Consider the following 23,361-nt stretch of genomic DNA (forward strand, 5'->3'; position numbering starts at 1 on the left):
CCAGCCAACAATTTGGTTTTCCTGATGCATCAAACAATGAGCCATACCTACAGCGCAACAGCCATGGGTCAAGAGTTACGCCAATTCTTGCGCTTGGGCACCCCTATACTCATTGCTGAAGCGTTACACATGAGTGCCAGCTTCGTGGATACTATTATGGCTGGTCGTTATAGCTCGGCAGACTTAGCCGCTGTGGCTGTAGGCTCAAGCTTGTTGTTCCCCGTGTTGATACTGATGATGGGGACTATCATGGCAACAACCCCCACAGTGGCTCAATATTTTGGCGCCAAAAAACTCTCCTTAATTGGCCCTTTTGTACAGCAATCCATATGGCTGGCTGCCATGCTAAGCTGTTTAGCCGTGGGATTGTTATACGCCTTAGATCCGATATTTGATTGGTTAGATATTAAAGACCCTATCAAAGGTATAGGTTTACGTTATTTACATGCAGCGGCCTTAAGTTTACCTGCTGTGGCCATTATGCAAAGCCTGCGTAGCTTTAGTGAAGGATTGGGTATTACTAAGCCCATGATGTATTTTAGCTTGTTGGGTTTGATGATCAATATCCCTTTGAACTACATCTTTATTTACGGAAAGTTTGGTGTGCCGGAAATGGGTGGTGAAGGCTGTGGTTGGGCTACCGCTATAAGTCTATGGGCCAGCGTTATTGGCATGGCGATCTATGTGTATGCTAAACCTGCTTATCATCAATGTGCCATGTTTACACAATTTGATTGGCCACAGCTCAACACTCAACTTAAAATTCTAAAAGTGGGTTTACCTATTGGTTTTTCTATTTTTATAGAGGCGACTATGTTCGCCATAGGGGCTTTAATGTTAGCCCCACTAGGGGCTGACATTGTTGCCGCTCACCAACTGGTGCTCAACTTTACCAGCATGTGTTTCATACTCCCATTAAGCATTGGCATGGCCCTCACCATACGTGTGGGCCATGGCATTGGTGGCAACTTACCAGACCAAGTAAAACGTTCTGTGCTAGTTGGTTTTGGCCTAGCCTTAGGTGTATCGAGCTTTACCTGTTTGCTCATGCTCATGCTACCAGTCACCTTATCTGGCATTTACACTACCGAACCTATAGTTATAGAAATTGCGGCAAGCCTATTTATTTTTGCAGCTTTGTTTCAGTTGTCAGACGCATTACAAATCGCCGCTACCGGAGCCTTACGTGGTTTCAAAGACACGGCTAAACCATTATTATTTATTTTCATTTCATATTGGTTAATTGGCTTGCCCCTTGGCTACGTATTGGCTATGACTGATTTGATGTATCCAGCAATGGGCGCATCAGGCTTTTGGATTGGCATCATTTTTGGCCTGAGTGTGTCAGCACTATTGTTGTGCCTGCGCCTATGGCGAGTTCTAACTAAACCTTTGCCGCAGCCGAGCTAGGTTGAATTATTTCTCAGCGCCACTATATACCCTTTAGCAGAATTAAAAAGTTACCCTTTGGCGGCTTAATGCTACTGAGTTTTACTTCAAAACCACGTATCATAACCATAACTAACCTAATTAAGAGAAGACCATGAGCGAACTAACTCACGCTGTAACAGATGCCACATTTGACCTAGACGTAACCAATGCAGATGTCCCTGTATTACTCGACTTTTGGGCACCTTGGTGTGGCCCATGCAAAATGATTGCACCTATTTTAGAAGATGTTGCAGCTGAATTTGAAGGTAGCATTAAGGTATGCAAGATCAACGTTGACGAAAACAGTGAAATTGCAGCTCGCTTCGGCGTACGTGGTATCCCCACTTTAATGTTATTTAACAATGGTGAAGTTGCAGGTACAAAAGTAGGCGCTTTAGCTAAATCTGATTTGTTGGCGTTTATTTCCGACAACACCTAATCCGCCATCAGTTTATCTACCATATAAAAAAACCGAGCAATGCTCGGTTTTTTAAGGCCTAGTGTAAGCTAACGACTAATGCTTATTCTTATTGAGCAATAAATCTAACTTACTCGCCATGCGCTGCCCTTCATTCAAACCATCAAACGGGCTTGGGGCTTTTTCAATCTTGGCTTCAGCTTTATGACCTTTAGGCTGGGTATTCTGCTTGGGCTTATTATGAGCCTGCGTAGGCCGCTTTTTAGCACTCGGCCGTGGCTTACGAGGTGGCGGCAGCTTAGTTATTGCGTGGGCCGCTTCATCAGCTGTTACAGCACCTTCAGCTTCACCTAACAAGTTGATACGTGGCGCCGCATCCGTTTGCGATTTTAAATAACCAAAAGCCCGCACATAACTAGCCAAGCCACGCTTAATCTTAGTTTGGCTTAGTTTGCCATCAGCAACCAAATCTTCCTGAATACCAATTTTAAGCGGCCTAGGCTGGGCAAAAGAAAATGTTTGTGGGTACGTTTCACTTAATAACTCAACAGCTGCACGGTTTGCAGCACGGCTTTTAGCTTTTTTACGTTCAGCTGCAGTTAGTTCAGGTGTAACTGGCTCTGTCGTAATGGGCTCAGATACCGTTGACTTTGCTGTTTCTGAAAGCGCGGCTTGCGCTGGGGCAGGAGATATTTCTGTGGTAGGTAGTTCACTTGTGCTGGTCATAATATCTTGAATTTGATTACCTATAAAACGTCTGGTTTCAGTGTTGCTCAAGAAGCTGCTGCAGCTGTTGATGTTCTTGCCTTAGAACTTCAACCTGCCGTTGCGCCTGTGCCAGAAATTTTTGTTGATTTTTAATACGCTCTGAAAGCTTCTGAGTTAGCTTTAATGTCCCTACATTGGTTAGCTTAGAATCAGTCACTGTTATCCTATACTATTAAAGCTGAGTCTTTTCATTGCGTTGGACATTGTACCTATTGATTGACTCAAGGGCTATATATTTGAGCTTTTTACACAAACTTGAGTCTTAGGGTTGCAGAAAACGGCTATCCTTGCCTATAATCCATGTACCTAAGTTAAGCATTATCGTACTAATATATCGTTATAATCGGTTTTCTTAGAGGATATTATCATGTCCACTGTAGCACCCACCGCCAAGGTTATAGATCTTTTTAGCGGCCAAGAACATCAAACTCAATCCCACCCTAAGGTGGTGCGATTAGCACCTGAGCTTGATGGCTTTGAAGTGCTCTACTCCAACGAGCATGGCCACCCTACGCCAGGCCAAGAGTTATTTTCTGTTAATATCTTATTTTGGGCGCTATTAGATGACGGCTCCTTTGCTGGCATGATTCCCTGGTTTGATGAACTCATTATCTGTGCTGATCTAAACAGTCCTAACAAAGGCTTCTTTCAGGGTTACTATGACCCTGGCCTTGATCAAACTGTGCCACAAGTTCCAGAGCACAAATGTATTGAGCTAATTACTGCAGCAGATTACTTTGATTTTGAAGAAGATGATACGGTATTTGTGGTGCAAGAACTGCCTGACACATGTGGCAGCCACGCCGTATTTACCGCCGATAACTTTGATAGTTTTTCGATGTCCGAGGTATTTAGCTGGCGTTTGTATAGCGATGGCTGTATTCAAGCGCAAATGATTAATCTTGAACGGGTGGCGCGCTGGCCAGTACTCGTTGGTGATGACTGTTTGGTGGCCTGTAATGAGGTACCAGACTTTGTAAACTTTTTCCAATACCGAGTTGCCATTAACATAAAAGAACAGGATGCAGACACGATGGCCGTATTAGACCAGCTCAAATCTGACATATAACCACTTTCAGATAGGCTACTAGGTTAACACTCCTCCATAGAGTCCCTTATAGAGATCTGTAAGTTATCTAAATCCTTTAACCAGCGCGCTACTGGCCAATAATCTGGATTAGTTAAATCACCTTCTGAGTGGCTCATAATCAATTGTTCAGACTGCTCTTCTGGCCTAGTCATAACGCTAAAATCGGTTTGCTGCTGCAGCTGAATCCAAGCCGCCCAATCACCCTCTTGCATCAATAACAATATTTGCTGAGCTTCTGGGGATAGGAATTCTTGTTTAACTAACAAATCTTCAATTTCCACCCATGTGAGTGAGGAAATATCATCAAAACGAGTATTAGCTAATTGCTTTAAAATAGCCTGAACAAGGTGTTTTGCTGCACTTAAAAGGTGATCAACAATGGCATATTGGTAGGCCATACGCTCGGGACGCTGGCGCCAGTAATGGGGATTTTCTATGTCGCCATAGCTAGATAATAGGTTTTGCCATAAGCTTGTGCTAAACGCCAGCCGGTGTTGACTGGCCCTTAACCACTGGTCTTGAACTGCCATGCTATTTTTTTGAGTCAGCTGTTTTGGCAGATGCTTTTTTAGCCGGTTTTTTCACCGCCTTTTTAGCTACTTTTTTAACTGGCACTTCTTCCACCCACTTGCCACTCACATACATTGCACGCCATCCAGAAGCCTTCTTGTCTACTTCTGACATGACATACTGCTCTTTTGTCTTGCGACTGTATCGAACGATGGAAGGATTACCTTCATGGTCTTTTACTGGTGCTTTGAGTAAAAAGGCGTACTTAGGATCTAGTTCTTCTTTATGGGGCAAAATTTCCGCCAATAAAGGCGCACGAGTTTCACGGTTTTTAGGGAATTTACTGGCTGCTAAGAATAGACCTGCGGCACCATCACGCAAAATGTAATGGTCATCCACTTTTTCACAGGCCAATTCTGGCATAGGAATTGGATCCATTTTTGGCGGCGCAGCTTCACCACTACGCAACAGTTTTCGGGTATTTTTACATTCACTATTGGAACAATCGAAGTATTTACCAAAACGCCCCGTTTTTAGGTGCATGTCGGCTGTGCATTTATCACATTGAATTAGCGGGCCATCGTAACCTTTAATGCGGTACTCTCCAGCTTCTATTTCAAAACCACTACAATCTGGATTATTACCGCAGACATGCAGTTTGCGCTTAGCATCTATTAAGTAGCCATCCATTGCAGTATCACAAATTTTGCAGCGATGTTTTTTAATGAGTAACCGTGATTCTGCTTCATCATCAGCATCCACGGCAACCACTTCATCACCAGATACCAGATTTATGGTTTCTTTACAGCGCTCTTTGGGCGGTAAAGCATAGCCAGAACAACCCAGAAATACGCCCGTAGACGCCGTACGAATATTCATTACTTTGCTACAGCTAGGGCATTCTATGTCTGTTAGCGTTGGCGTGTTAGCACGCATACCATCTTCTGCTTCAGCAATACTCAACTTACGAGTAAAGGCCTTATAAAAGGCATTAAGCAGACGTTTCCACTCGGTCTCGCCCTTAGCCACACTATCTAAGCGCTGCTCCATGTTGGCGGTAAATGAATAATCCATTAAGTCAGAGAAGTTTTCTTCTAACCGATCAGTAACAATATCACCCATCTTTTCCGCATAAAAACGACGATTTTGAACCATCACATAGCCACGGTCTTGGATGGTAGAAATAATACTGGCATAGGTTGAGGGTCGGCCAATACCTTGCTTCTCAAGCTCTTTAACGAGACTAGCCTCGGAGAATCTTGGGGCAGACTTGGTAAAGTGCTGGCTGGGCGTTAGCTGTTTAAGTGTTAGCACATCGCCTTTATTCACATCAGGTAAGATCAAATCTTCATCTTTCTTACTAGCACTAGGCTGAACTCTGGAATAACCATCAAAACGCATAATGCGGCCACGTGTGCGTAAACTAAAGTCACCCGCTTCCACGAAGATGCTGGTACTGGTGAATTGGGCAGCCACCATTTGACAGGCCACAAATTGACGCCAAATAAGCTCATACAGACGTTCCGAATCACGCTCCATGCCAGTCAGCTGAGTTGACTTCAGCGCCACCACAGACGGCCGTATAGCCTCGTGAGCCTCCTGCGCACCACCTTTACTTGAATACCCTATTGGGGCAGCTGGTAAATACTCTTTACCGAAACTTTTTTCGATATAATCACGACAATTACCTACCGCTTCTTTACCCAAGCTAGTCGAGTCCGTGCGCATGTATGTAATATAACCCGCTTCATAAAGTCGCTGAGCCAACATCATGGTCTTTTTCACACCAAAACCTAAGCGCGTGCTCGCCGCTTGTTGCAGTGTGGAAGTAATGTAAGGCGCCGATGGTTTGCTCGAAGTCGGTTTATCCTGGCGCTGCTGTACTATAAATTTTTGTTTTTCCAACAAAGTAACGGCGGCTTCACTTTGTTGTTGGTTAACAGGTTTGTACTCGTCACCTTGTTGTTTATGAACTTGCAATAACAGAGGTTTGTTTTCGTTATTGGTAACATCCGCTTTTAGCTCCCAATATTCGTCGGGCACAAAGGCACGAATTATGCGCTCTCGTTCTACTACCAACTTCACAGCAACAGATTGAACCCGACCGGCTGATAATCCACGGGCAAGTTTTGCCCACAGTAGAGGCGACACCATAAAGCCCACAACTCGATCTAAAAATCGTCGTGCTTGTTGGGCGTTGACGTGATCCATGTCTAATTCGCCAGGATCAGCAAAGGCGGCCTGGATCGCCGTTTTAGTGATTTCGTTAAATACTACCCGCTGATAGCGGCTTTGATCTCCACCAATAGCTTCACGAAGGTGCCATGCAATGGCTTCTCCTTCTCTATCCAAATCCGTCGCAAGGTAAATAATGTCAGCGTCTTTGGCAAGACGACGTAATTCTTCTACTACTTTTTCTTTACCAGGGAGTATCTGGTAATCGGCCCGCCAATCGTTTTCCGGATCGATACCCATGCGCCTAACGAGCTGTTTGCGGGATCTGGCTTGCTTGTAAATGACCTTATCATCAGGGTCCATATTACGAACCTTGGCAGCCTCAGCGGCGCGCGCTTTAGGGTCTGCACTGCCTGGAGGAGAACTAGTTGGCAAATCCCGTATATGGCCAACACTCGACTTTACAATAAAATCTGAACCCAGGTATTTATTGATAGTTTTAGCTTTGGCTGGTGATTCGACAATAACGAGGGACTTACCCATGCAGTTTTATTCCAATAAGTACGTATTCACCGCATCCATCGCGGCAGCTTTAAGGCGCCTAAGTTTAGGCACATATCTGAGAAGGTCAAGCCTTTGTTGAGGGGGCTATTCTTTAAAATTCCATTTTTTGGTGCAAAAAGCAAGCAATATCACATAACAAAATCACAAAAGGCTAGATAACCAGCCTTTTGAATTTATTGGGGTTTGTGGAACTAATGTTTACAAACGTTCAAATACCGTCGCAATACCTTGGCCCATACCAATACACATAGTGGCTAAACCAAACTGCGAATCCTGTTTTTGCATACGCGTTAAGCAGCTCACAGCAATTCGTGTACCAGAACAACCTAAAGGGTGGCCCAGCGCAATAGCACCACCGTGCAAGTTGACTTTTTCTTCAACTTTGTCGATCAGCTTAAGGTCTTTTAATACCGGTAATGCTTGAGCTGCGAAGGCTTCGTTAAGCTCTATCACCTCAATATCTTCAATGGTTAAACCTGCACGTTTTAGGGCTTTTTTAGTGGCTGGCACTGGGCCATACCCCATAATTGAAGGGTCACACCCTGCCACAGCCATCGATTTAATACGAGCTAAAGGCTTAAGACCTAGCTCCAAAGCTTTGGCACCAGACATTAACAACATGGCCGAAGCACCATCCGAAAGGGCTGAAGACGTAGCTGCAGTAACGGTACCGTTCTTAGGGTCAAACACAGGGCGTAACTTTGATAAAGACTCGAGGTTTGTATCCGCACGAATAACTTCGTCACGATCTACTTTAATAAGCCGACCTTCAGCATCGTGACCTTCAATTGCAATAATTTCACGGTCGAAGTCACCATTTTCTGCAGCTTCATGGGCTAGGCGATGTGAACGTACCGCAAACTCATCTTGCATCTCGCGGCTAATGCCATGCATTTTACCTAATAATTCAGCCGTCAAGCCCATCATCATTGCAGCTTTTGCTGCATGTTTACTGCCGGCAGGGTTAATATCAACACCGTGGTTCATAGCCACATGGCCCATGTGTTCTACACCCCCCACAACAAAGAAATCTCCATTGTCTGTGGCAATAGCTTGCGCTGCTGTATGTAACGCGGCCATAGAAGAACCACACAAACGGTTCACAGTTTGAGCGGCTACAGTATGAGGAATAACACTTAATAAAGCGGCGTTACGGGCGACGTTAAAGCCTTGCTCTAAGGTTTGGTTTACACAACCCCAGATCACGTCTTCTACGTGAGCAGGGTTAAGCTCTGGGTTGCGGGCAAAAAGACCGTCAATCACTGCGGCAGATAAGTTCTCCGCACGTACATTTCTAAATGCACCACCTTTGCAGCGGCCCATAGCAGAACGCGCACCATCTACCACAACAATATCATTGGCTTGTAATTGCATGTTTCTCTCCGAATTTAATGAGCAGGTTGTAGCTTGCCATAAAATGTTTCACCTTGGGCAGCCATTTCACGCATTTGTGTGGGTACTAAATACAGTGGACTTACTGCAGCCATGGCATCAGCCTTATCACAAAAGGCTTGTAACCCAATGGTGTCCATGTACTTTAGCGCACCACCCAAGAATGGAGGAAAGCCAATACCATAAACTAGAGCCAAATCTGCTTCAGCAGGAGTGGCCACAATACCCTCTTCTAGACAACGGGCTACTTCTAGACATAATGGAATCATCAAATGATCAATGATTTTTTCGTCAATTAGCTCCACCGGATTAGCACATAAACCAGCAAGTTTTTCGACCAAGGATTTATCTACTTGTTTTTGTAAACGACCTTTTTTGTCTTTTTCATAAGCGTAAAAACCAAGCTTGTTTTTTTGGCCAAAACGCTGCTCTTTGAACATTAAATCGATCGCAGCCTCACCTTGCCCCGCCATACGCTCTGGAAAACCTTCTGCCATGACAGCTTGGGCATGGTGAGCCGTATCAATACCCACCACATCAAGTAAATAGGCTGGGCCCATAGGCCAGCCAAAACGCTCCATCAACTTATCAACGCGGATAAAATCGATGCCCTGCTCTAACAAGATACCAAAGCCACCAAAATAAGGGAACAATACACGGTTTACAAAAAAACCTGGACAGTCTTTCACAACAATAGGTTTTTTGCCCATAGCATTGGCGTAAGCCACTGTTGTAGCAATGGTTTCATCAGTGGTTTGACTGCCACGGATCACTTCAACCAAGGGCATTTTGTGAACTGGGTTAAAAAAGTGCATACCACAAAAACGGGTTGGGTCTTTTAGGCTCTTAGCTAGGAGATTAATTGAAATAGTAGAGGTGTTAGAGGTGATCACAGCACTGTCTTTTACTTGGTCTTCTATTTCAGCTAACACAATGCCCTTTACCATGGGATTTTCCACTACGGCTTCTACCACCAAATCAACGTTAGCAACATCTGCATAATTTAACGTTGGGCGAATGTTATTAAGTACTTTAGCCATTTGAGCAGGCTTCATCTGGCCACGGCTAACACGTTTCTCTAAAATACCTGTGGCTTCATCCAAGCCCAATTGAATAGCTGGCTCAGCGATGTCTTTCATGACGATAGGGATACCTTTATAGGCTGACTGGTAGGCAATTCCACCACCCATAATGCCGGCACCTAATACCGCTGCTTGCTCAACTTTAGTCGCTTTAGGTGCTAAAGCTTTAACTGTGCGCTTAAGGTACTGGTCGGCAAGAAAAATGCCCACTAGGTTGGCAGCCACTGGTGTTTGTGCCATTTTTGCAAAACTCTTAGCTTCCACAGCTAGTGCCTTATCACGAGTCATACCTGCATGCTTTTGCATGGTTTTAATGGCTGTTAGCGGGCTTGGGTAATGGGGGCCTGCCTTACCTGCTACAAAACCTTTGGAGGTTTCGAAGGCCATCATCTGTTCCAAAGGAGCTAAAGGCAGCTTAGCAATTTTAGCAGCACGCTTGGTTTGATAATCCAGATCGCCAGCAATGCATTGGTTAAGCAAGTGCACACCAGCTTCTAATAACTGATCACTTGCTACAACGGCATCTACTGCTCCATCTTTAAGGGCAGCTGCCGATTTCTTTTCGTTAGCACCACAGATCCATTCAATGGCATTATCTAAACCAATGAGTCGGGGCAAACGCACGGTACCGCCCCAACCTGGAAAGATGCCTAGCTTTACTTCTGGCAAGCCTACTTTGGCGTCGGCAGTCATAATGCGGTAATCAGTGCTTAAACACACTTCAAAACCACCACCTAATGCCAAACCATTAATAAGTGACACAGTGGGCATCGGTAGATCTTCTAGGGCACTAAAGGTCTCATTTACCTTCATATTAGCATCGATTAAATCTTGCTCTTCGATACCAAAGAAGTGCAAGAACTCAGTAATGTCTGCACCTACAATGAAGGTGGATTTGTCACTGATTAGCATTAGACCTTTCACACTACTGGCACCAGCAATGGCAGCAATGGCTTGTTGCAACTCACTTAATGTTGCAGCATTAAGCTTATTTACTGACTGGTGTTTAAGGTCAAAGGTTAGTTTAGCTAGCTGATGGTCGTGCATCTCTACCTGAATGGCGTTACCTGCATAGATCATGCATGGACTCCTTGGGTGAATTTAACGGGCTTATGATACCACTAAAGGGGCAATTTCATACGCTTGTTTGAAACAGTGATAGCACTTTAAACTAGCCTGAGGCAAAGTCAACCATGACTCTAGAACCACAAAGCAAGGCTGAGGTTTTAAAAGTTGTCCAAAGCCAACTCTTTTAATACTTTTTCTAAGTCGTCTAGTTGTTCTGGCGTAGCTTTTTCGTACCAATAAGCCTGTGCCGTAATGGGTGTAACACCAAGAGCGTAAACATCGCTAGGTAACTGCTCGATCAGTTTGGATAAATAGCTTAACTGTTCAGACTTTAGGACGCCTTCGCCACGATTCCAGCACCAACCCTGGGGCAAACCTTTGGTATCAAGCCCCCCTGCTTTAAATATTTCCCACGTTGCTTTTTTGATAGCATTAATACCACCAACCCTGTTGCGGCTGTTCGGTCGTGGTAGGCCGTAACTGGTAGCCAAATGACTTTGTGGGGCAACTTCACCCTGTTCCCTTGGCCCTTGCAGCTTACCCACTTTAATCTGTAAGCCTTTAGCCATGGCTAGATGGCGTATCTTTGCTTGGGCTCGTTGTAACGGTGTCGGCATGACCCACGCCACAGATCCAATTAGGGACAAGCATACCAAGATCACGATAATCGACTTTATTTCCACGACAACTCCACACACTAAATAAAAAATATCAGCTAATGTTTAACAGAGGTTTGAACATATCAACCCATTATTGGTAAAATCATAAACAAAAAATAACTGTGGTAAACTTTTTTAAACCACTTAGGAGACCCCAAGATGAGTATTTATCAAAATATTTTAGCCGCCATAGACCTTAACGAAGAGGCTGATAAGGTAGTTGAAAAAGCCCATCAAATAGCTTTACAAAACGACGCAAAGCTCACCCTAATCCATGTCACAGATCCATTAAGTTACGCCTATGGCGGTGATATACCAATGGATTTATCTGCCATACAAAAACAATTGCATGAACACGCTGAACAACGCATGAGTGCTTTTGTGCAAAAACATAACCTAAGTGATGCAAATCAATTACTGGTGTCTGGCCATATTGAAACAGAAGTGCACCGGGTAGCTAATGAGCTCAATACAGACCTCATTTTAGTGGGAAGCCATGGCCGTCATGGTCTAGCCCTATTGCTAGGCTCTACCCCTAATGGCATTTTACACGGTGCAACTTGTGATGTGTTAGCAGTAAGGGTTTAGCCCTCTAGGGTGGCCTCGATTTCTAACCACCTATCCATAGCCTTCTCTAGGTCGGCCTCCTGAGTTTCTAACTGTGCTAGGCGTGCACTCACATGATCCTGACCCTTATTATAGAAGTTGGCATGGCCAATTTCATTCTGCAAGGTTTCAAGGTCTAATTCTAACGCTTCAACTTGGGCTGGCAATAAATCTAGCTCACGCTGAATTTTATAGCTTAGCTTAACGACCGGCTTCACTTTATCTTTAGCCTTGAGTGGCGTTGCCGCCATTCCTGTTGGTTTGCTATGCCCTTGCACAGTAGGGGCTTGTAGCTTGCCACCACGCCTAACCCAATCACTATATCCACCTACGGAATCGGTGATATGACCTTGACCATCAAATACTAAACACGAAGTCACCACACGATCCAAGAACGCACGATCATGGCTTACTAGCAGCACAGTGCCTGGGTAATTAGCCAACATTTCTTCCAATAATTCTAAGGTTTCAATATCGAGATCGTTAGTCGGTTCGTCCAATACCAACATATTTGACGGTTTACTAAATAAGCGAGCCAGCAACAAACGATTACGTTCACCACCAGAAAGGCTACTCACTGGACTACGCACACGTTTAGGAGAAAACAAAAAATCACCCAAGTAGCTCATGACGTGGCGTTCTTTGCCGTTAATGTTGATACTTTCTCGACCTTCAGCAAGGTTATCCATTACGGTTTTAGTAAGGTCTAACTGATCGCGTAATTGGTCAAAATAGGCGACTTCTAACTTGGTGCCGCGCTTGACCGTACCTGAATTGGGTTCTAGCTGACCCAGAATTACTTTAAGTAAGGTAGATTTACCCACGCCGTTGGCACCCACAAGACCAATACGGTCTAGTTTAAGCAGGTTTAAGTCAAAATTCTTGATCAGCTTTTGCTCACCATAACCATGACTGACATTTTCTAGTTCACACACAAGCTGACCAGATTTAGCAGCTTGAGCATGTTGTAATTTCACATTGCCCTGGCGCTCTCGGCGATCGCCACGCTCTTTACGCAGTGATTCTAGCGCCCGCACGCGGCCTTCATTACGGGTACGACGGGCCTTGATACCTTGGCGAATCCACACTTCCTCTTGGGCTAGCTTTTTGTCGAACAAAGCATTATGACGATCTTCCTCCATCAATTGCTGATCACGGTAGGCTAAGAATCGTTCGTAACCACCTGGAAAGTAGTTTAAGTGGCCACGGTCTAGCTCTACAATTTTGTTGGCCAATACTTGCAAGAAACTACGGTCGTGAGTGATAAAAATGATGGCACCATTAAAGTCCAGTAACTGTTTCTCTAACCATTCTATGGCCAATATATCCAAGTGGTTGGTAGGCTCATCTAATAACAACAAGGTGGGTTCAGAGACCAAGGCTCTGGCTAAGGCTACACGCCTTCTCCAACCGCCTGACAGCTGGCTAAGAATTTGCGTGCCATCTAACTTAAGGCGGGTCAATATGCGTTCGACCTTAGGTTCCATTTGCCAACCATCTAATTCATCAATTCGATGACTCACAACTTCTAGCTGTTTCATGGCCTTGTCGTCTAACTCACCCATAGCAATTTCTTCATGGCGTTTACGTAAGTCGTAAACCTCGCCCATACCCATAGCGACTAACTCGTTGACACACAAATCTTCGCGATCTGGCAGGTCTTGTTGTAAATAACCAATCCTACATGAAGGACTCCGCCAAATATTGCCACTATCTGGCAGTTGCTCTCCTACCAACAATTTAATAAGGCTAGATTTACCAGCCCCATTGCGGCCGATAAGACACACTCTATCACCCGCATCAATCTGTAAATTGACATCGTCAAGTATCGCCACATCGCCAAAAGCAAGATGGACTTGTTGTAACCGTATTAAATTCATTAAAGGACCTAAATGATAGGGCAAGATTCACCATTAGCACTTCGCTTGGGTGACTTATTAACTTAATTTGTGTAATTATAACGTTTCTTCTAGGCTTTCAGATACTTAAAGGTTACAAAACGACACAAAAGGATGACTATTAAAGTTGCAACTAGTTAAATAATAAGTTGATAATGGAGTTTAGTGAAATAAGTGAAATAACCAAGCTATTTAAGAAGCACGGATTTATTGGATGACAACTTCCAACTTGAATAAAAGCGCCAGCCTAACCAACTTCAGCCATATCAAAAATACTTTGACCATGCTGGGTATAACCATCGCTCAAATCCGTACCAGCTTAAGCGACAGCAACACCAATGTTGATACCTTGAGTAGCACTTTTGCACAAATTGCCGACAACGTTCTCACCATCCATGATTCCGCCGTTTCTATCTCCTGTGTTGAACCAAAAGATCAAATGGAACTGGAGCTAATTCAGGCAGCATCTTCCGCTGCAAAAGCTAAGGTTGGCCAAGCGGTTGTTGATTTTCAATTTTTCGATCGCCTAGATCAGCGCCTTAGCCACGTCATTAAAAGCCTAGACGACATGTCGGCTTTAATTCAAAATCCAGATCGCCTGCAAGACCCTATGGCATGGATGGAGCTGCAATCTAATCTGCACGACTCATATTCAATGGAATCTGAACGTTTAATGTTTGCTTCTATTATGGGAGGCTCTAGCATTGAAGAAGCCATTGCAATCTATCATGCCCACACGCCAGATAAAGCAGAAGAAACTGAAGCTGACGACGTTGAAATGTTCTAACATCACCGATATCGGTGTCAATTTAACCAGTGATCGATTCACTAAAGACCTTGCAGATACCTTACAACGTGGTCTTGACGCTGGGGTTCACCGTCATATCATTACCGGCACTTCTGTACACACTAGCCAACACGCGCTTGAACTAAGTTTAGATGACACTTTACCCTGTGAGCGCTATGCAACGGCTGGCTTCCACCCCCATAACGCTAGTGAAAACAACCCTGAATCTTGGCAACAGCTAGCCCAGCTTTGGCAACACCCCAAGGTAGTGGCTATTGGTGAAACTGGATTAGACTTTAACCGTAATTTTTCTACCCCAAAACAACAGCTCCATAGCTTTGAGCAGCATTTACAAGCCGCCGTTGATCTGCAACTGCCACTGTTCTTACACGAACGCGATGCGGCAGATGAGTTTTTGCAACTCATTAGCCAATATCGGTCTGGCTTTAGTAAAGCTGTTGTACACTGCTTCACAGGCACCGAAGCGTTCCTTAAGCAGCTGCTAGACCTTGATATACATATTGGTATTACCGGATGGATTTGCGATGAACGTCGTGGAGAACACCTTCAAAGTGCTGTGAAGTGGATTCCTAACAACCGACTCATGTTAGAAACCGACTCCCCCTATCTTTTGCCTAGAGACATGCGCCCCAAACCAAAATCTAGCCGCAACGAGCCCGCTTATCTGCCTCACATTTTACAACGTGTGGCTCATTTTCGGGGCCAGAACGTAGCCGACCTTGCGCAGCAAACTGAGGCTACAGTGAATGACTTTTTTAACTTTGGTTAGAAGCTATTAACTGCAAGCTCATCAAACGGCCAACAAAGTACTTTTTGGCTCTCAGGGCAGCGCAAAACAGGAATTTTAACGCCATAAAGCTCTATCAGCTCATCGTTATCTGCGATATCAATCAACTCTACTTCCACTTGCGACAAATCTAAACAGTGAACAAGCAAAGCTTCGGCTAAGTCACACAAGTGACATCCAGATGTACCCAGCAACTGCAGCTGGCGCTTAGGCATGGTTATACACTAGCTGGGTTATTAGCACTAACCAAGACACAGGGCTGGTCGCCTACATTTCGGAAACGGTGGGGCTGGGAGCTGCTGAAGTAATAGCCATCGCCTACATGTAATATTTCCACCTGTTCCGACACGGTAACTTCCAAACAACCGCTAATCACAACGCCAGCCTCCTCACCTTCATGCAGCAACATTTCCACACCTGTGTCTGCACCCGGCGGATAGGTTTCATGCAACAGGGACAAACTACGCGGGTCATGGTTGTAGCCCACCAAACGCATGGCAACTTTGCCTGAGCCCATGTCTGGCAATTCATTACTTTTGTAAAAAACCTGTTGTTGCACAGGCACTTCTTCAACAAAAAAAGCTTGCAGTGACATAGGCACACCATCCAACACTTTTTTTAAAGAGCTCACCGATGGGCTGACTCGATTCTGTTCAATCAGAGAAATAGTGCTATTGGTCACCCCTGCCCGTTTAGCCAATTCTCGCTGTGATAAGCCACGCTTTTTACGAACTACTTTAAGGCGGGCACCCACATCAAGGCTCATTGGCAGAGTCCTCTTCACTGGCCTGTTCAATCATCGCTTCTGGCAAGGCTTTTTTGGGTTGAATACCACCTAACTTAACGATGCTTTGAGCACGATTAATAAGGTTGCCACGACCCGAAGATAAACGTTTATGGGCGGTGTCATAAGCATCTTGAGCACGGACAAGGTGGCTACCAACGCTGTCCATAGAGGTTACAAAGTCAACCAATTTTTTATGCATTTCTTCAGCTTGGCGAGAGATTTCTTTTGCATTTTGACTTTGGTGTTCGTAGCGCCAAATGTTATGAATGGTTCGCAACACCATTAACAAAGTTGCGGGGCTTACCAACATAATATTGCTTTTCATAGCACTAACAAATAAATCAGGATCTGCTTGAAGGGCGAGCATGTATGCCGATTCTATAGGAATAAATAACAACACGTAGTCTAAACTAGACACACCTTCAGCACTTTCATAGGATTTACCGCTGAGGCCTTTAATGTGCGCTTTCACTGAAGCTAGGTGCTCAGCCAACGCAGCATTGCGCTCAGTGTCATCTTCTGCACTTTGATAACGCTCGTAGGCGACCAAGGTTACTTTTGAATCCACCACTACGTCTTTATTTTCTGGCATGTGCACGACAACGTCTGGCTGCAAGCGTTTGCCATCAGTTTGAGTCAAGTTAACTTGACTGTGGTATTCATGACCCTTGCGCAGGCCAGATTGTTCCAAAACTTGCTCCAATACCATTTCCCCCCAATTACCTTGGGCTTTATTGTCACCTTTAAGGGCTTTGGTAAGGTTAATGGCATCGCTACTGAGCTTGTTATTCAACTCTAACAAGCTATTAATTTGCTGTGTTAAGCCAGCTCGATCTCGTGCATCTTTATCATACACATCATCAACTTTTTTGCGAAAATCACCTAGCTGCTGTTTTAAGGGGTTAAGTAAATGACCCAGTTGATCTTGATTTTGGCTAGAAAGCTGATTAGCTTGCTGTTTTAACGAAGACTCAGCAAATTGTTTAAGGTAGGTATCAAAGGTTTCTTGCGTCTGCTGTTGTTGCTGTAATTGCATTTGATGTGCATCTTGCTGTGCGTCGAGCTTAGTTTGTAAACTCGCATTTGTTGCTGCTGCCTGGCTTAACTGTGCCTGCAGTTGAACGTGCTGCTGTTGAGACTCTTGCAGTTGGTTTTGCAAGGATATTGACTGGTCTTGAACTTGTTCCAGCTTAACTTCAAGCTGTGCTAAAGCCAGTTGCTGGCCAAGGGACTTCTCTGCCGCAGCTTCTTTTAAACCACTGTTTAACTCATTGGCTACATTGTCACCAACACCACGGCGGCTCGCAAAATAAATAGTAGCCAGCGTCATCACACCAGCAAAAGCCCACAGCATATAATCTAACATCTCTTTAAGCCATCCAGCCTTGCACCATGGGCACCAGTCCCATCAGAGCAAAAAGGCTGTATACCAAGCTGCCAAGCCTTGGCTTAAGCATACGACGCAGGAATATATAGTAAATAGCAGGAAAGCTCACTACCAAAAAGCTCACGGGAATCCACCAAGCAAAGTTCTGGCCACCATAAACTAAACTAGTAATGAGCAAGATTACCGCTAAATTTCCAGCTGCTAGATAAATCACTGGCACCTCGACCTTAGTCTCGATATTAGCCTCGCTGTTATCAGCCACATCAAGCGCGTGTTGGTTGTGAGTTAAAACGTCATGGCTAACTTGGCGCGCGCTAAGCGCGGCACCCATGGCAAAAGCACCAGTGAGAGTAAAAATATAGATGGGTTCCATGTGCATCTTTCCATGTAAATAAGGTCAGGTACAATGGTAACAAAATTAATGCAGCGCTTCACCCAACACGGGACGTTTTGGCCGTAGCAAATCAAATTGTTGGCGCAACTCAACTAGTGGCTTGAGTCCGTGATCTAGGGGGTCTTCTGGCAAATCTAACCAGTTAACGCTGTGAATGCGAGTCATGAGGTCATATTCCCCAACGATTGCGTCTAAAAACATAAGCGCCGCATCGGTTTGAGGGGCATCCTCAAGTATTGGTAGATCTTCTAGGTATAAATCTAAATGTAGCTCTTCGCCTATATTGCGTAAACCAAAGAACAAGTCATCCAACTCTAGTACTGCATCACCAATTTCTATGGCTTCTGGAATGTGTTCTACCCGTGGATTAAAAGCCAGCACCTTAATGTGATTTATTTCAGGCGCCGCAGCTACCAGAAATAAAACTGTATCAATACTCTGACTATACCCATCGCAACCAAACACAAGTTCAATGCCTGTTCCAGCTTCATCACGGGCACAAAATACCGTGAGATGAGGATCTATATCCGATAGCTGATCCTGCACTTCTTCGAGTAACTCTTGCGCCAATACAGATTCTTCATCCACTAAACTACGAAGCTGATCTGCGTTGTCGCCCACGAGTTGCCAAAAGTTTTGTATGGGGGAGTTATTCATAACAATTCTTCAAATACTGAAACACGCCATTGTTTGGCAGCCATGCCACCACGGCAGACTTACATCCTACACATAACGTAAAAGGGAGTGCCGAAGCACTCCCTTTTTAAAGTGCAGGTTTTAGCAGCTTATTGCTTGCCCATCTGCGCCTTGATCAAGTCACCAATGGTAGTTGGACCATCAGCAGGCACTTCCATATCACGAACATCACGAACAGCTTGCTTCTCATCTGCTACGTCCTTGGCCTTGATGGACAAGTTGATAGAACGGTTACGACGATCAACAGCCACGATCTTAGCTTCAACACTGTCACCAACCTTAAGCTCGTTACGTGCGTCTTCAATACGATCAATGCTGATTTCAGAAGCTTTAAGTACTGCATCGATGCCTTCAGCAAGCTCAATTACAGCTTCCTTAGCTTCAACAGATTTAACAGTACCGTTAACTATAGTGCCACGGTCGTTAGCTGCAACGTACTCGCCAAATGGATCGTTTTCTTGCTGCTTGATACCAAGAGAGATACGCTCTTTCTCAGAATCTACCGACAAGATAACGGCACTCACTTCGTCGCCCTTCTTGTAGTCACGCAGAGCGGCTTCGCCTTCTACTTCCCAAGAGATGTCAGACATGTGTACTAAGCCATCTAGGTCGCCTTCTAGGCCAACAAAAATACCGAAATCAGTGATGGTCTTGATGTTACCAACAACCTTGTCACCAGCTGCGTACTTCTCAGCGAATTCAGCCCATGGGTTGCCCACACATTGCTTAATGCCTAGAGAAATACGACGGCGCTCTTGGTCTACATCCAAGATCATTACTTCCATAGCGTCGCCAACGTTAACGACTTTAGATGGGTGGATATTCTTGTTCGTCCAAGACATTTCAGAAACGTGTACTAAACCTTCAACGCCGTCTTCTATAGAAGCAAAGCAACCGTAGTCAGTTAAGTTAGTTACGGTAGCTTGAACGCGATGCCCATTAGGGTAACGTGCCTTGATAGACGCCCATGGATCTTCTTGCAGTTGCTTAAGGCCCAAAGATAAACGACCGCTGTCCTTATCAAACTTGATAACTCGAACAGTGATTTCGTCACCTGGGTTCAACATGTCACTTGGGTGTGCAATACGCTTCCAAGCCATGTCAGTAATGTGTAGTAAGCCGTCGACGCCACCTAGGTCTACGAAAGCACCATAGTTGGTTAGGTTCTTAACGTAACCCTTAACGTCCATGCCTTCTTCAATGCTAGCCAACAATTCGTCACGCTGTGCGCTGTTCGCTTCTTGCATTACTGCGCGGCGTGATACCACCACGTTGTTGCGCTTTTGATCCAGCTTAATAAGCTTGAATTCAAGTTCCTGGCCTTCCAAGTGGTCAACGTCACGAACAGGACGAACGTCTACTAAGGAACCAGGTAAGAAACCCTGGATATTGTTGATGGCAACAGTAAAGCCACCCTTAACCTTGCCGTTGATCACGCCAGTGATGGTCGCTTCTTCGTCAAAGGCAGTCTGTAATACATCCCACGCTTCGGAACGCTTGGCCTTTTCACGTGAAAGTTTAGTCTCGCCAATGCCATCATCAACACTTTCAAGAGACACTTTAATTTGATCGCCTATCTTCACTTCTATTTCACGAGAATCGTTATAGAATTCTTCAATAGGAATGATAGCTTCAGACTTAAGGCCTGCGTGTACTGTTACCCAGTCGCCGTCGATGTCTAATACGGTGCCCATAACAACAGCACCAGGACGCATTTCAACAGCAATTATGGATTCTTCAAATAGATCTGCAAAGCTTTCGCTCATGTTTTATACCAGACGTTGTGCAAGTCGAAAGTGCTCGCGGAACAACGCTCGTTTAGCCTGAAGGTCAGCTGCAACAGGGAAGTTAAATGGACGCGATGTGCCAGGAACTGACGCCTAAAATGGCACTAACGAATTTTGCGCGCGCGGTATTGTACACCGCAGCTTGATTTACATCAATACTAGGGGACATTAGATTGTAACGCTTACGCAACACCTACACTAAATTGAGGTTATAAGGTTTAAACGTTAATAATACGACAGCCTATTTGTATAAAAATGATCATTAGATAAGTGCTAATATACTGTTATTAGGCGTTATATAGCGCTTCTTCCAAACCGTTATATGTGTGTATATGAGCATGATTAAAACCATATCCATCACCCTTACTATTGTGGGCATTGTATTGTTGGCTCAAGCACTGAAGCCTGCCTACATCATTTGCAAACGAGAGCTAAACTGGGGCTGGGGTTCACTTGTTATCCTCATCAGCCTGTTTATTCTTGGCTATTTAATTTTGGCTACAGCACTCTATCAATCAACCCAGGCAGATGTGTTTGATCTAGTAGTAGCGAGCATTCTCTTTGGCGGTAGTATTTTTGTAGCATTGGTAATGAAATTTAGTTTACGCAGTATCAATCAAATTAGAGACATCACCCGCCAAGAGCATCACCACGCCCTGCTAAACGAGCGCAACCGCGAACTGTTAGCGCGTTTACCCACCGCCGTAGCTGAACAAGAATTTGAGCTTCATTATCAACCGCTGATGGCTACTCAAAATAACACCATAGAGGGTGTCGAATGTTTAATACGTTGGCCACACACTGACGGCAGTGCCACGGCAACCTCCGACTTCATAAAGCTGGCAGAACAGACTGATGTAATTGTTGAAATTACTCGTTGGGTGATCCGCACCAGCTTACAACAACTCGGCCAATGGCACTTATCAGGCCACAAACTAACGCTGCAAATAAATATATCAACACGTGACTTAGCAGTTGAATTAGTTAACTACGTTGAGCAACATATACAGAAAAATCGCATAAACCCCAGCTACTTAACCCTAGAAATCACTGAAAATTTAGTCATTAGCAACCAAGTCAACGCCTCTAAAATATTACAGCAGCTTAGAGAATTAGGAATTGGTATCAGCTTAGATGATTTTGGCACTGGCTACTCCTCAATGACTCTACTCAATCAGCTACCGCTGAGCCAGATTAAAATTGACCGCTCTTTTGTGCATGGTATGGAACACAACAAAAAGCACATGGCCATTGTTAAATCAACGTTAGATTTAGGTAAAACTATGGGCCTTGAAGTGGTTGCAGAAGGTGTTGAGAATGCCCAACAGGCACAGCTACTTAAAGAGATGGACTGCCCACTGATTCAGGGGTATTACTTGGCAAAACCAATGTCTGTCACTAAGCTTGAACAATGGCTACAACACAACAAGCACATTACCACGGCTGCGGCGAATTAATTAACGGCAGCGCTCATACTTGCAGGCGGTCATGGTCTAGTATTAAATTACTTTTTAATGGTGGACCATTAAACTAGCAGTTTCAAACTGATATAGTGCCACTAAACTAACATACAGAGGTAAGGAGATGGAGAATACAGCCGATTGGATTAGTCGCAGGGCCGGTTTTGGCTTTCGCTTAAGTGAAGACCCCATCAGTGAAAAACAATGGTTCACTAATGCTAGAAACTCCGTCGAAAACAGTAAAAGTTACATCTCCAACAATCGCATCAAGCCTCTCTTAAAGTCCATAAAACGTGGACTCAAAGATGAAGAGCGCAAAATATACTCAGGTATTACATTAAACCAAACTGCAGCTATTGTTTATCGAAATCAATTGGAGAAAGAAGAAAAACGTGCGGAAAAAGCACAAGAAGACCCTGATCGTGTCTACACTTTAAAAGCAAGAAGGCCAATATGGTTGTCAGCAATACGAAGGGCTGACCTGTGCCTGAACACTAAAGAAGATTTTGCCAACAGGCTGTGGCTGTTCTGGCTAAACTACTTTACCGTGTCACAGGCGAACAGCAACGGGCCTTGCATACCTCACTTTCATGAAATGATCAGAAAGAATATGTTTGGCAACATGTCAGGCCTTGTTTTTAAAGTCATTTCCCATTCGGCCATGATTTTGTATTTGGATAATAACAACTCTACCGGAGAAAATTCAAAAGCTCGCAAAGAAAAATGGACGACCGATGGCACTAATGAGAACTTGGCCCGTGAGACGCTAGAGCTATACACAGTGACCCCAGGTAATGGCTACACCCAAGACGATGTGAATGGCATGACCAACATCCTCACGGGCTGGAAGGTAAAAAGTTGGGATAATGTATATAAGGCTCAATTTGTGAACGATTATCACGAGCCAGGCACTCACAAAGTGTTAGGCAAGAAGTACAAGAGTACAAAAAAAGGAACCCGTCAGTTAAAGGATGTGGTTGAGGACCTTACCGCACTAGAAGACACGGCAAGGCATGTTTCTTTTAGACTTTGCCAGCATTTTATTAGTGATGAACCTAATCCAAAGCATGTTGAACAACTTACTGCTATTTATATCAAGAACAAAGGTAAGCTAACAGCCGTCTACCTTGGGCTTTTAGACATATTACAAACCCTTGAACACGAGCAGGATAAGTTCTTAAACCCAGAGGTCTGGGCCTATCAGAGCCTCAAGACCTTAAATGTAGGCCCACCCACTGGAGTGCCTCTGGTGCCTAGCTTTGGGCGATTTAAAATAAAAAACATCGATAGTATTTTGAAGGAGCTTGGGCTGTTGCATGGTAAAGCTAGCCAACCTAATGGCTGGGCAGAGGTAGAAGATGATTGGCTGTCTAACGAATATTTAGATCGCCGGGTTAGTTTTAGTGCTTTATTTGGTGTTAATCCTAGTTATAAATCTGACACGTGCATGTCAATTAAAAAAAGTGGTTTTAGTGTAACTGATCTTGAACGGTTCAATTTATCCCAATATTCTCAAGCATTCGTTAGTGACTCAAGGCCTTTTCAAAGTCAATTTGTCACCCTACTGTGCTCACCAGGTTTTCTAAGGAGCTAA

At 44.4% G+C, this 23,361-nt stretch carries 22 protein-coding genes; 9 read left to right on the forward strand and 13 right to left on the reverse strand.

Going from position 1 to position 23,361, the window contains the following annotated elements; all coding sequences use genetic code 11:
- Nucleotides 1–24 precede the first annotated feature (24 nt).
- Complete coding sequence (locus ABXT70_RS08430) at nucleotides 25–1,410, forward strand: MATE family efflux transporter (protein WP_443640047.1); 1,386 nt, start codon at nucleotides 25–27, stop codon at nucleotides 1,408–1,410.
- Nucleotides 1,411–1,543: 133 nt separating this feature from the next.
- Nucleotides 1,544–1,870, forward strand: a complete 327-nt coding sequence (trxA, locus tag ABXT70_RS08435; RefSeq protein ID WP_443640048.1) for a thioredoxin — start codon at nucleotides 1,544–1,546, stop codon at nucleotides 1,868–1,870.
- A gap of 75 nt (nucleotides 1,871–1,945) precedes the next feature.
- Here the strand turns inward: trxA and ABXT70_RS08440 are convergent, their stop codons facing one another.
- The gene (locus ABXT70_RS08440; RefSeq protein WP_443640049.1) at nucleotides 1,946–2,575 is read right to left on the reverse strand and encodes a ProQ/FINO family protein; all 630 of its coding nucleotides are present in this window, start codon (nucleotides 2,573–2,575) and stop codon (nucleotides 1,946–1,948) included.
- Between the two features lie 6 nt (nucleotides 2,576–2,581).
- Between ABXT70_RS08440 and ABXT70_RS08445 the strand changes: the two genes are divergently transcribed.
- Nucleotides 2,582–2,710 (forward strand): hypothetical protein, encoded by a 129-nt coding sequence (locus ABXT70_RS08445; protein WP_443640050.1) that lies wholly within the window; start codon nucleotides 2,582–2,584, stop codon nucleotides 2,708–2,710.
- Between the two features lie 274 nt (nucleotides 2,711–2,984).
- A complete protein-coding gene (locus ABXT70_RS08450; RefSeq protein WP_443640051.1) occupies nucleotides 2,985–3,686 on the forward strand; it encodes a hypothetical protein in 702 nt (233 codons plus the stop codon).
- 23 nt (nucleotides 3,687–3,709) lie between these two features.
- Here ABXT70_RS08450 and ABXT70_RS08455 read toward each other — a convergent pair whose 3' ends face one another.
- From ABXT70_RS08455 to ABXT70_RS08475, 5 genes are all read right to left on the reverse strand, one after another.
- Nucleotides 3,710–4,237 (reverse strand): hypothetical protein, encoded by a 528-nt coding sequence (locus tag ABXT70_RS08455; RefSeq protein WP_443640052.1) that lies wholly within the window; start codon nucleotides 4,235–4,237, stop codon nucleotides 3,710–3,712.
- Nucleotide 4,238: 1 nt separating this feature from the next.
- Complete coding sequence (gene topA / locus ABXT70_RS08460; RefSeq protein WP_443640053.1) at nucleotides 4,239–6,935, reverse strand: type I DNA topoisomerase; 2,697 nt, start codon at nucleotides 6,933–6,935, stop codon at nucleotides 4,239–4,241.
- A 219-nt stretch (nucleotides 6,936–7,154) separates the two neighbouring features.
- On the reverse strand, nucleotides 7,155–8,330 hold the full coding sequence (fadA, locus tag ABXT70_RS08465; protein ID WP_443640054.1) for an acetyl-CoA C-acyltransferase FadA: 1,176 nt from the start codon (nucleotides 8,328–8,330) through the stop codon (nucleotides 7,155–7,157).
- A 14-nt stretch (nucleotides 8,331–8,344) separates the two neighbouring features.
- Complete coding sequence (gene fadB / locus ABXT70_RS08470) at nucleotides 8,345–10,510, reverse strand: fatty acid oxidation complex subunit alpha FadB (protein ID WP_443640055.1); 2,166 nt, start codon at nucleotides 10,508–10,510, stop codon at nucleotides 8,345–8,347.
- A 146-nt stretch (nucleotides 10,511–10,656) separates the two neighbouring features.
- Entirely contained in the window at nucleotides 10,657–11,115 is a 459-nt protein-coding gene (locus ABXT70_RS08475; protein ID WP_443640056.1) for a hypothetical protein, read from the reverse strand.
- A 201-nt stretch (nucleotides 11,116–11,316) separates the two neighbouring features.
- Between ABXT70_RS08475 and ABXT70_RS08480 the strand changes: the two genes are divergently transcribed.
- Entirely contained in the window at nucleotides 11,317–11,745 is a 429-nt protein-coding gene (locus ABXT70_RS08480) for a universal stress protein (RefSeq protein WP_443640057.1), read from the forward strand.
- On the opposite strand, the gene ABXT70_RS08485 is transcribed toward ABXT70_RS08480, so the two are convergent.
- The gene (locus ABXT70_RS08485) at nucleotides 11,742–13,643 is read right to left on the reverse strand and encodes an ATP-binding cassette domain-containing protein (RefSeq protein WP_443640058.1); all 1,902 of its coding nucleotides are present in this window, start codon (nucleotides 13,641–13,643) and stop codon (nucleotides 11,742–11,744) included. The genes ABXT70_RS08480 and ABXT70_RS08485 overlap by 4 nt on opposite strands.
- A 232-nt stretch (nucleotides 13,644–13,875) precedes the next feature.
- On the opposite strand from ABXT70_RS08485, the gene ABXT70_RS08490 reads away from it, so the two are divergent.
- Both ABXT70_RS08490 and ABXT70_RS08495 read left to right on the forward strand, forming a co-directional pair.
- Nucleotides 13,876–14,448, forward strand: a complete 573-nt coding sequence (locus ABXT70_RS08490; protein ID WP_443640059.1) for a hypothetical protein — start codon at nucleotides 13,876–13,878, stop codon at nucleotides 14,446–14,448.
- Nucleotides 14,390–15,238, forward strand: coding sequence for a TatD family hydrolase (locus tag ABXT70_RS08495; RefSeq protein ID WP_443640060.1), 849 nt, complete (start codon nucleotides 14,390–14,392; stop codon nucleotides 15,236–15,238). Before ABXT70_RS08490 ends, ABXT70_RS08495 begins: the two co-directional genes overlap by 59 nt.
- Here the strand turns inward: ABXT70_RS08495 and ABXT70_RS08500 are convergent.
- From ABXT70_RS08500 to rpsA, 6 genes are all read right to left on the reverse strand, one after another.
- Complete coding sequence (locus ABXT70_RS08500) at nucleotides 15,235–15,471, reverse strand: glutaredoxin family protein (RefSeq protein ID WP_443640061.1); 237 nt, start codon at nucleotides 15,469–15,471, stop codon at nucleotides 15,235–15,237. The two genes, ABXT70_RS08495 and ABXT70_RS08500, sit on opposite strands and share 4 nt — an antisense overlap.
- A gap of 2 nt (nucleotides 15,472–15,473) precedes the next feature.
- Nucleotides 15,474–16,022 carry a cupin domain-containing protein gene (locus tag ABXT70_RS08505; protein ID WP_443640062.1) on the reverse strand — a complete coding sequence of 183 codons (549 nt, stop codon included), beginning with the start codon at nucleotides 16,020–16,022 and terminating at the stop codon, nucleotides 15,474–15,476.
- On the reverse strand, nucleotides 16,012–17,409 hold the full coding sequence (locus ABXT70_RS08510) for a DNA recombination protein RmuC (RefSeq protein ID WP_443640063.1): 1,398 nt from the start codon (nucleotides 17,407–17,409) through the stop codon (nucleotides 16,012–16,014). The genes ABXT70_RS08505 and ABXT70_RS08510 overlap by 11 nt, the downstream gene beginning before the upstream one ends.
- 4 nt (nucleotides 17,410–17,413) lie before the next feature.
- Nucleotides 17,414–17,803, reverse strand: coding sequence for a hypothetical protein (locus ABXT70_RS08515; RefSeq protein ID WP_443640064.1), 390 nt, complete (start codon nucleotides 17,801–17,803; stop codon nucleotides 17,414–17,416).
- A 45-nt stretch (nucleotides 17,804–17,848) separates the two neighbouring features.
- Nucleotides 17,849–18,481, reverse strand: coding sequence for a hypothetical protein (locus ABXT70_RS08520; protein ID WP_443640065.1), 633 nt, complete (start codon nucleotides 18,479–18,481; stop codon nucleotides 17,849–17,851).
- 128 nt (nucleotides 18,482–18,609) lie between these two features.
- Nucleotides 18,610–20,286 (reverse strand): 30S ribosomal protein S1, encoded by a 1,677-nt coding sequence (rpsA, locus tag ABXT70_RS08525; RefSeq protein ID WP_443640066.1) that lies wholly within the window; start codon nucleotides 20,284–20,286, stop codon nucleotides 18,610–18,612.
- A 353-nt stretch (nucleotides 20,287–20,639) separates the two neighbouring features.
- Here rpsA and ABXT70_RS08530 point away from each other — a divergent pair, with 353 nt between their 5' ends.
- Nucleotides 20,640–21,764, forward strand: a complete 1,125-nt coding sequence (locus tag ABXT70_RS08530; protein ID WP_443640067.1) for a putative bifunctional diguanylate cyclase/phosphodiesterase — start codon at nucleotides 20,640–20,642, stop codon at nucleotides 21,762–21,764.
- Nucleotides 21,765–21,891: 127 nt separating this feature from the next.
- Entirely contained in the window at nucleotides 21,892–23,361 is a 1,470-nt protein-coding gene (locus ABXT70_RS08535) for a DUF1800 family protein (protein ID WP_443640068.1), read from the forward strand.

This window comes from Candidatus Njordibacter sp. Uisw_039 (genome assembly GCF_047730075.1).
Lineage (GTDB): Bacteria > Pseudomonadota > Gammaproteobacteria > Pseudomonadales > Balneatricaceae > Njordibacter.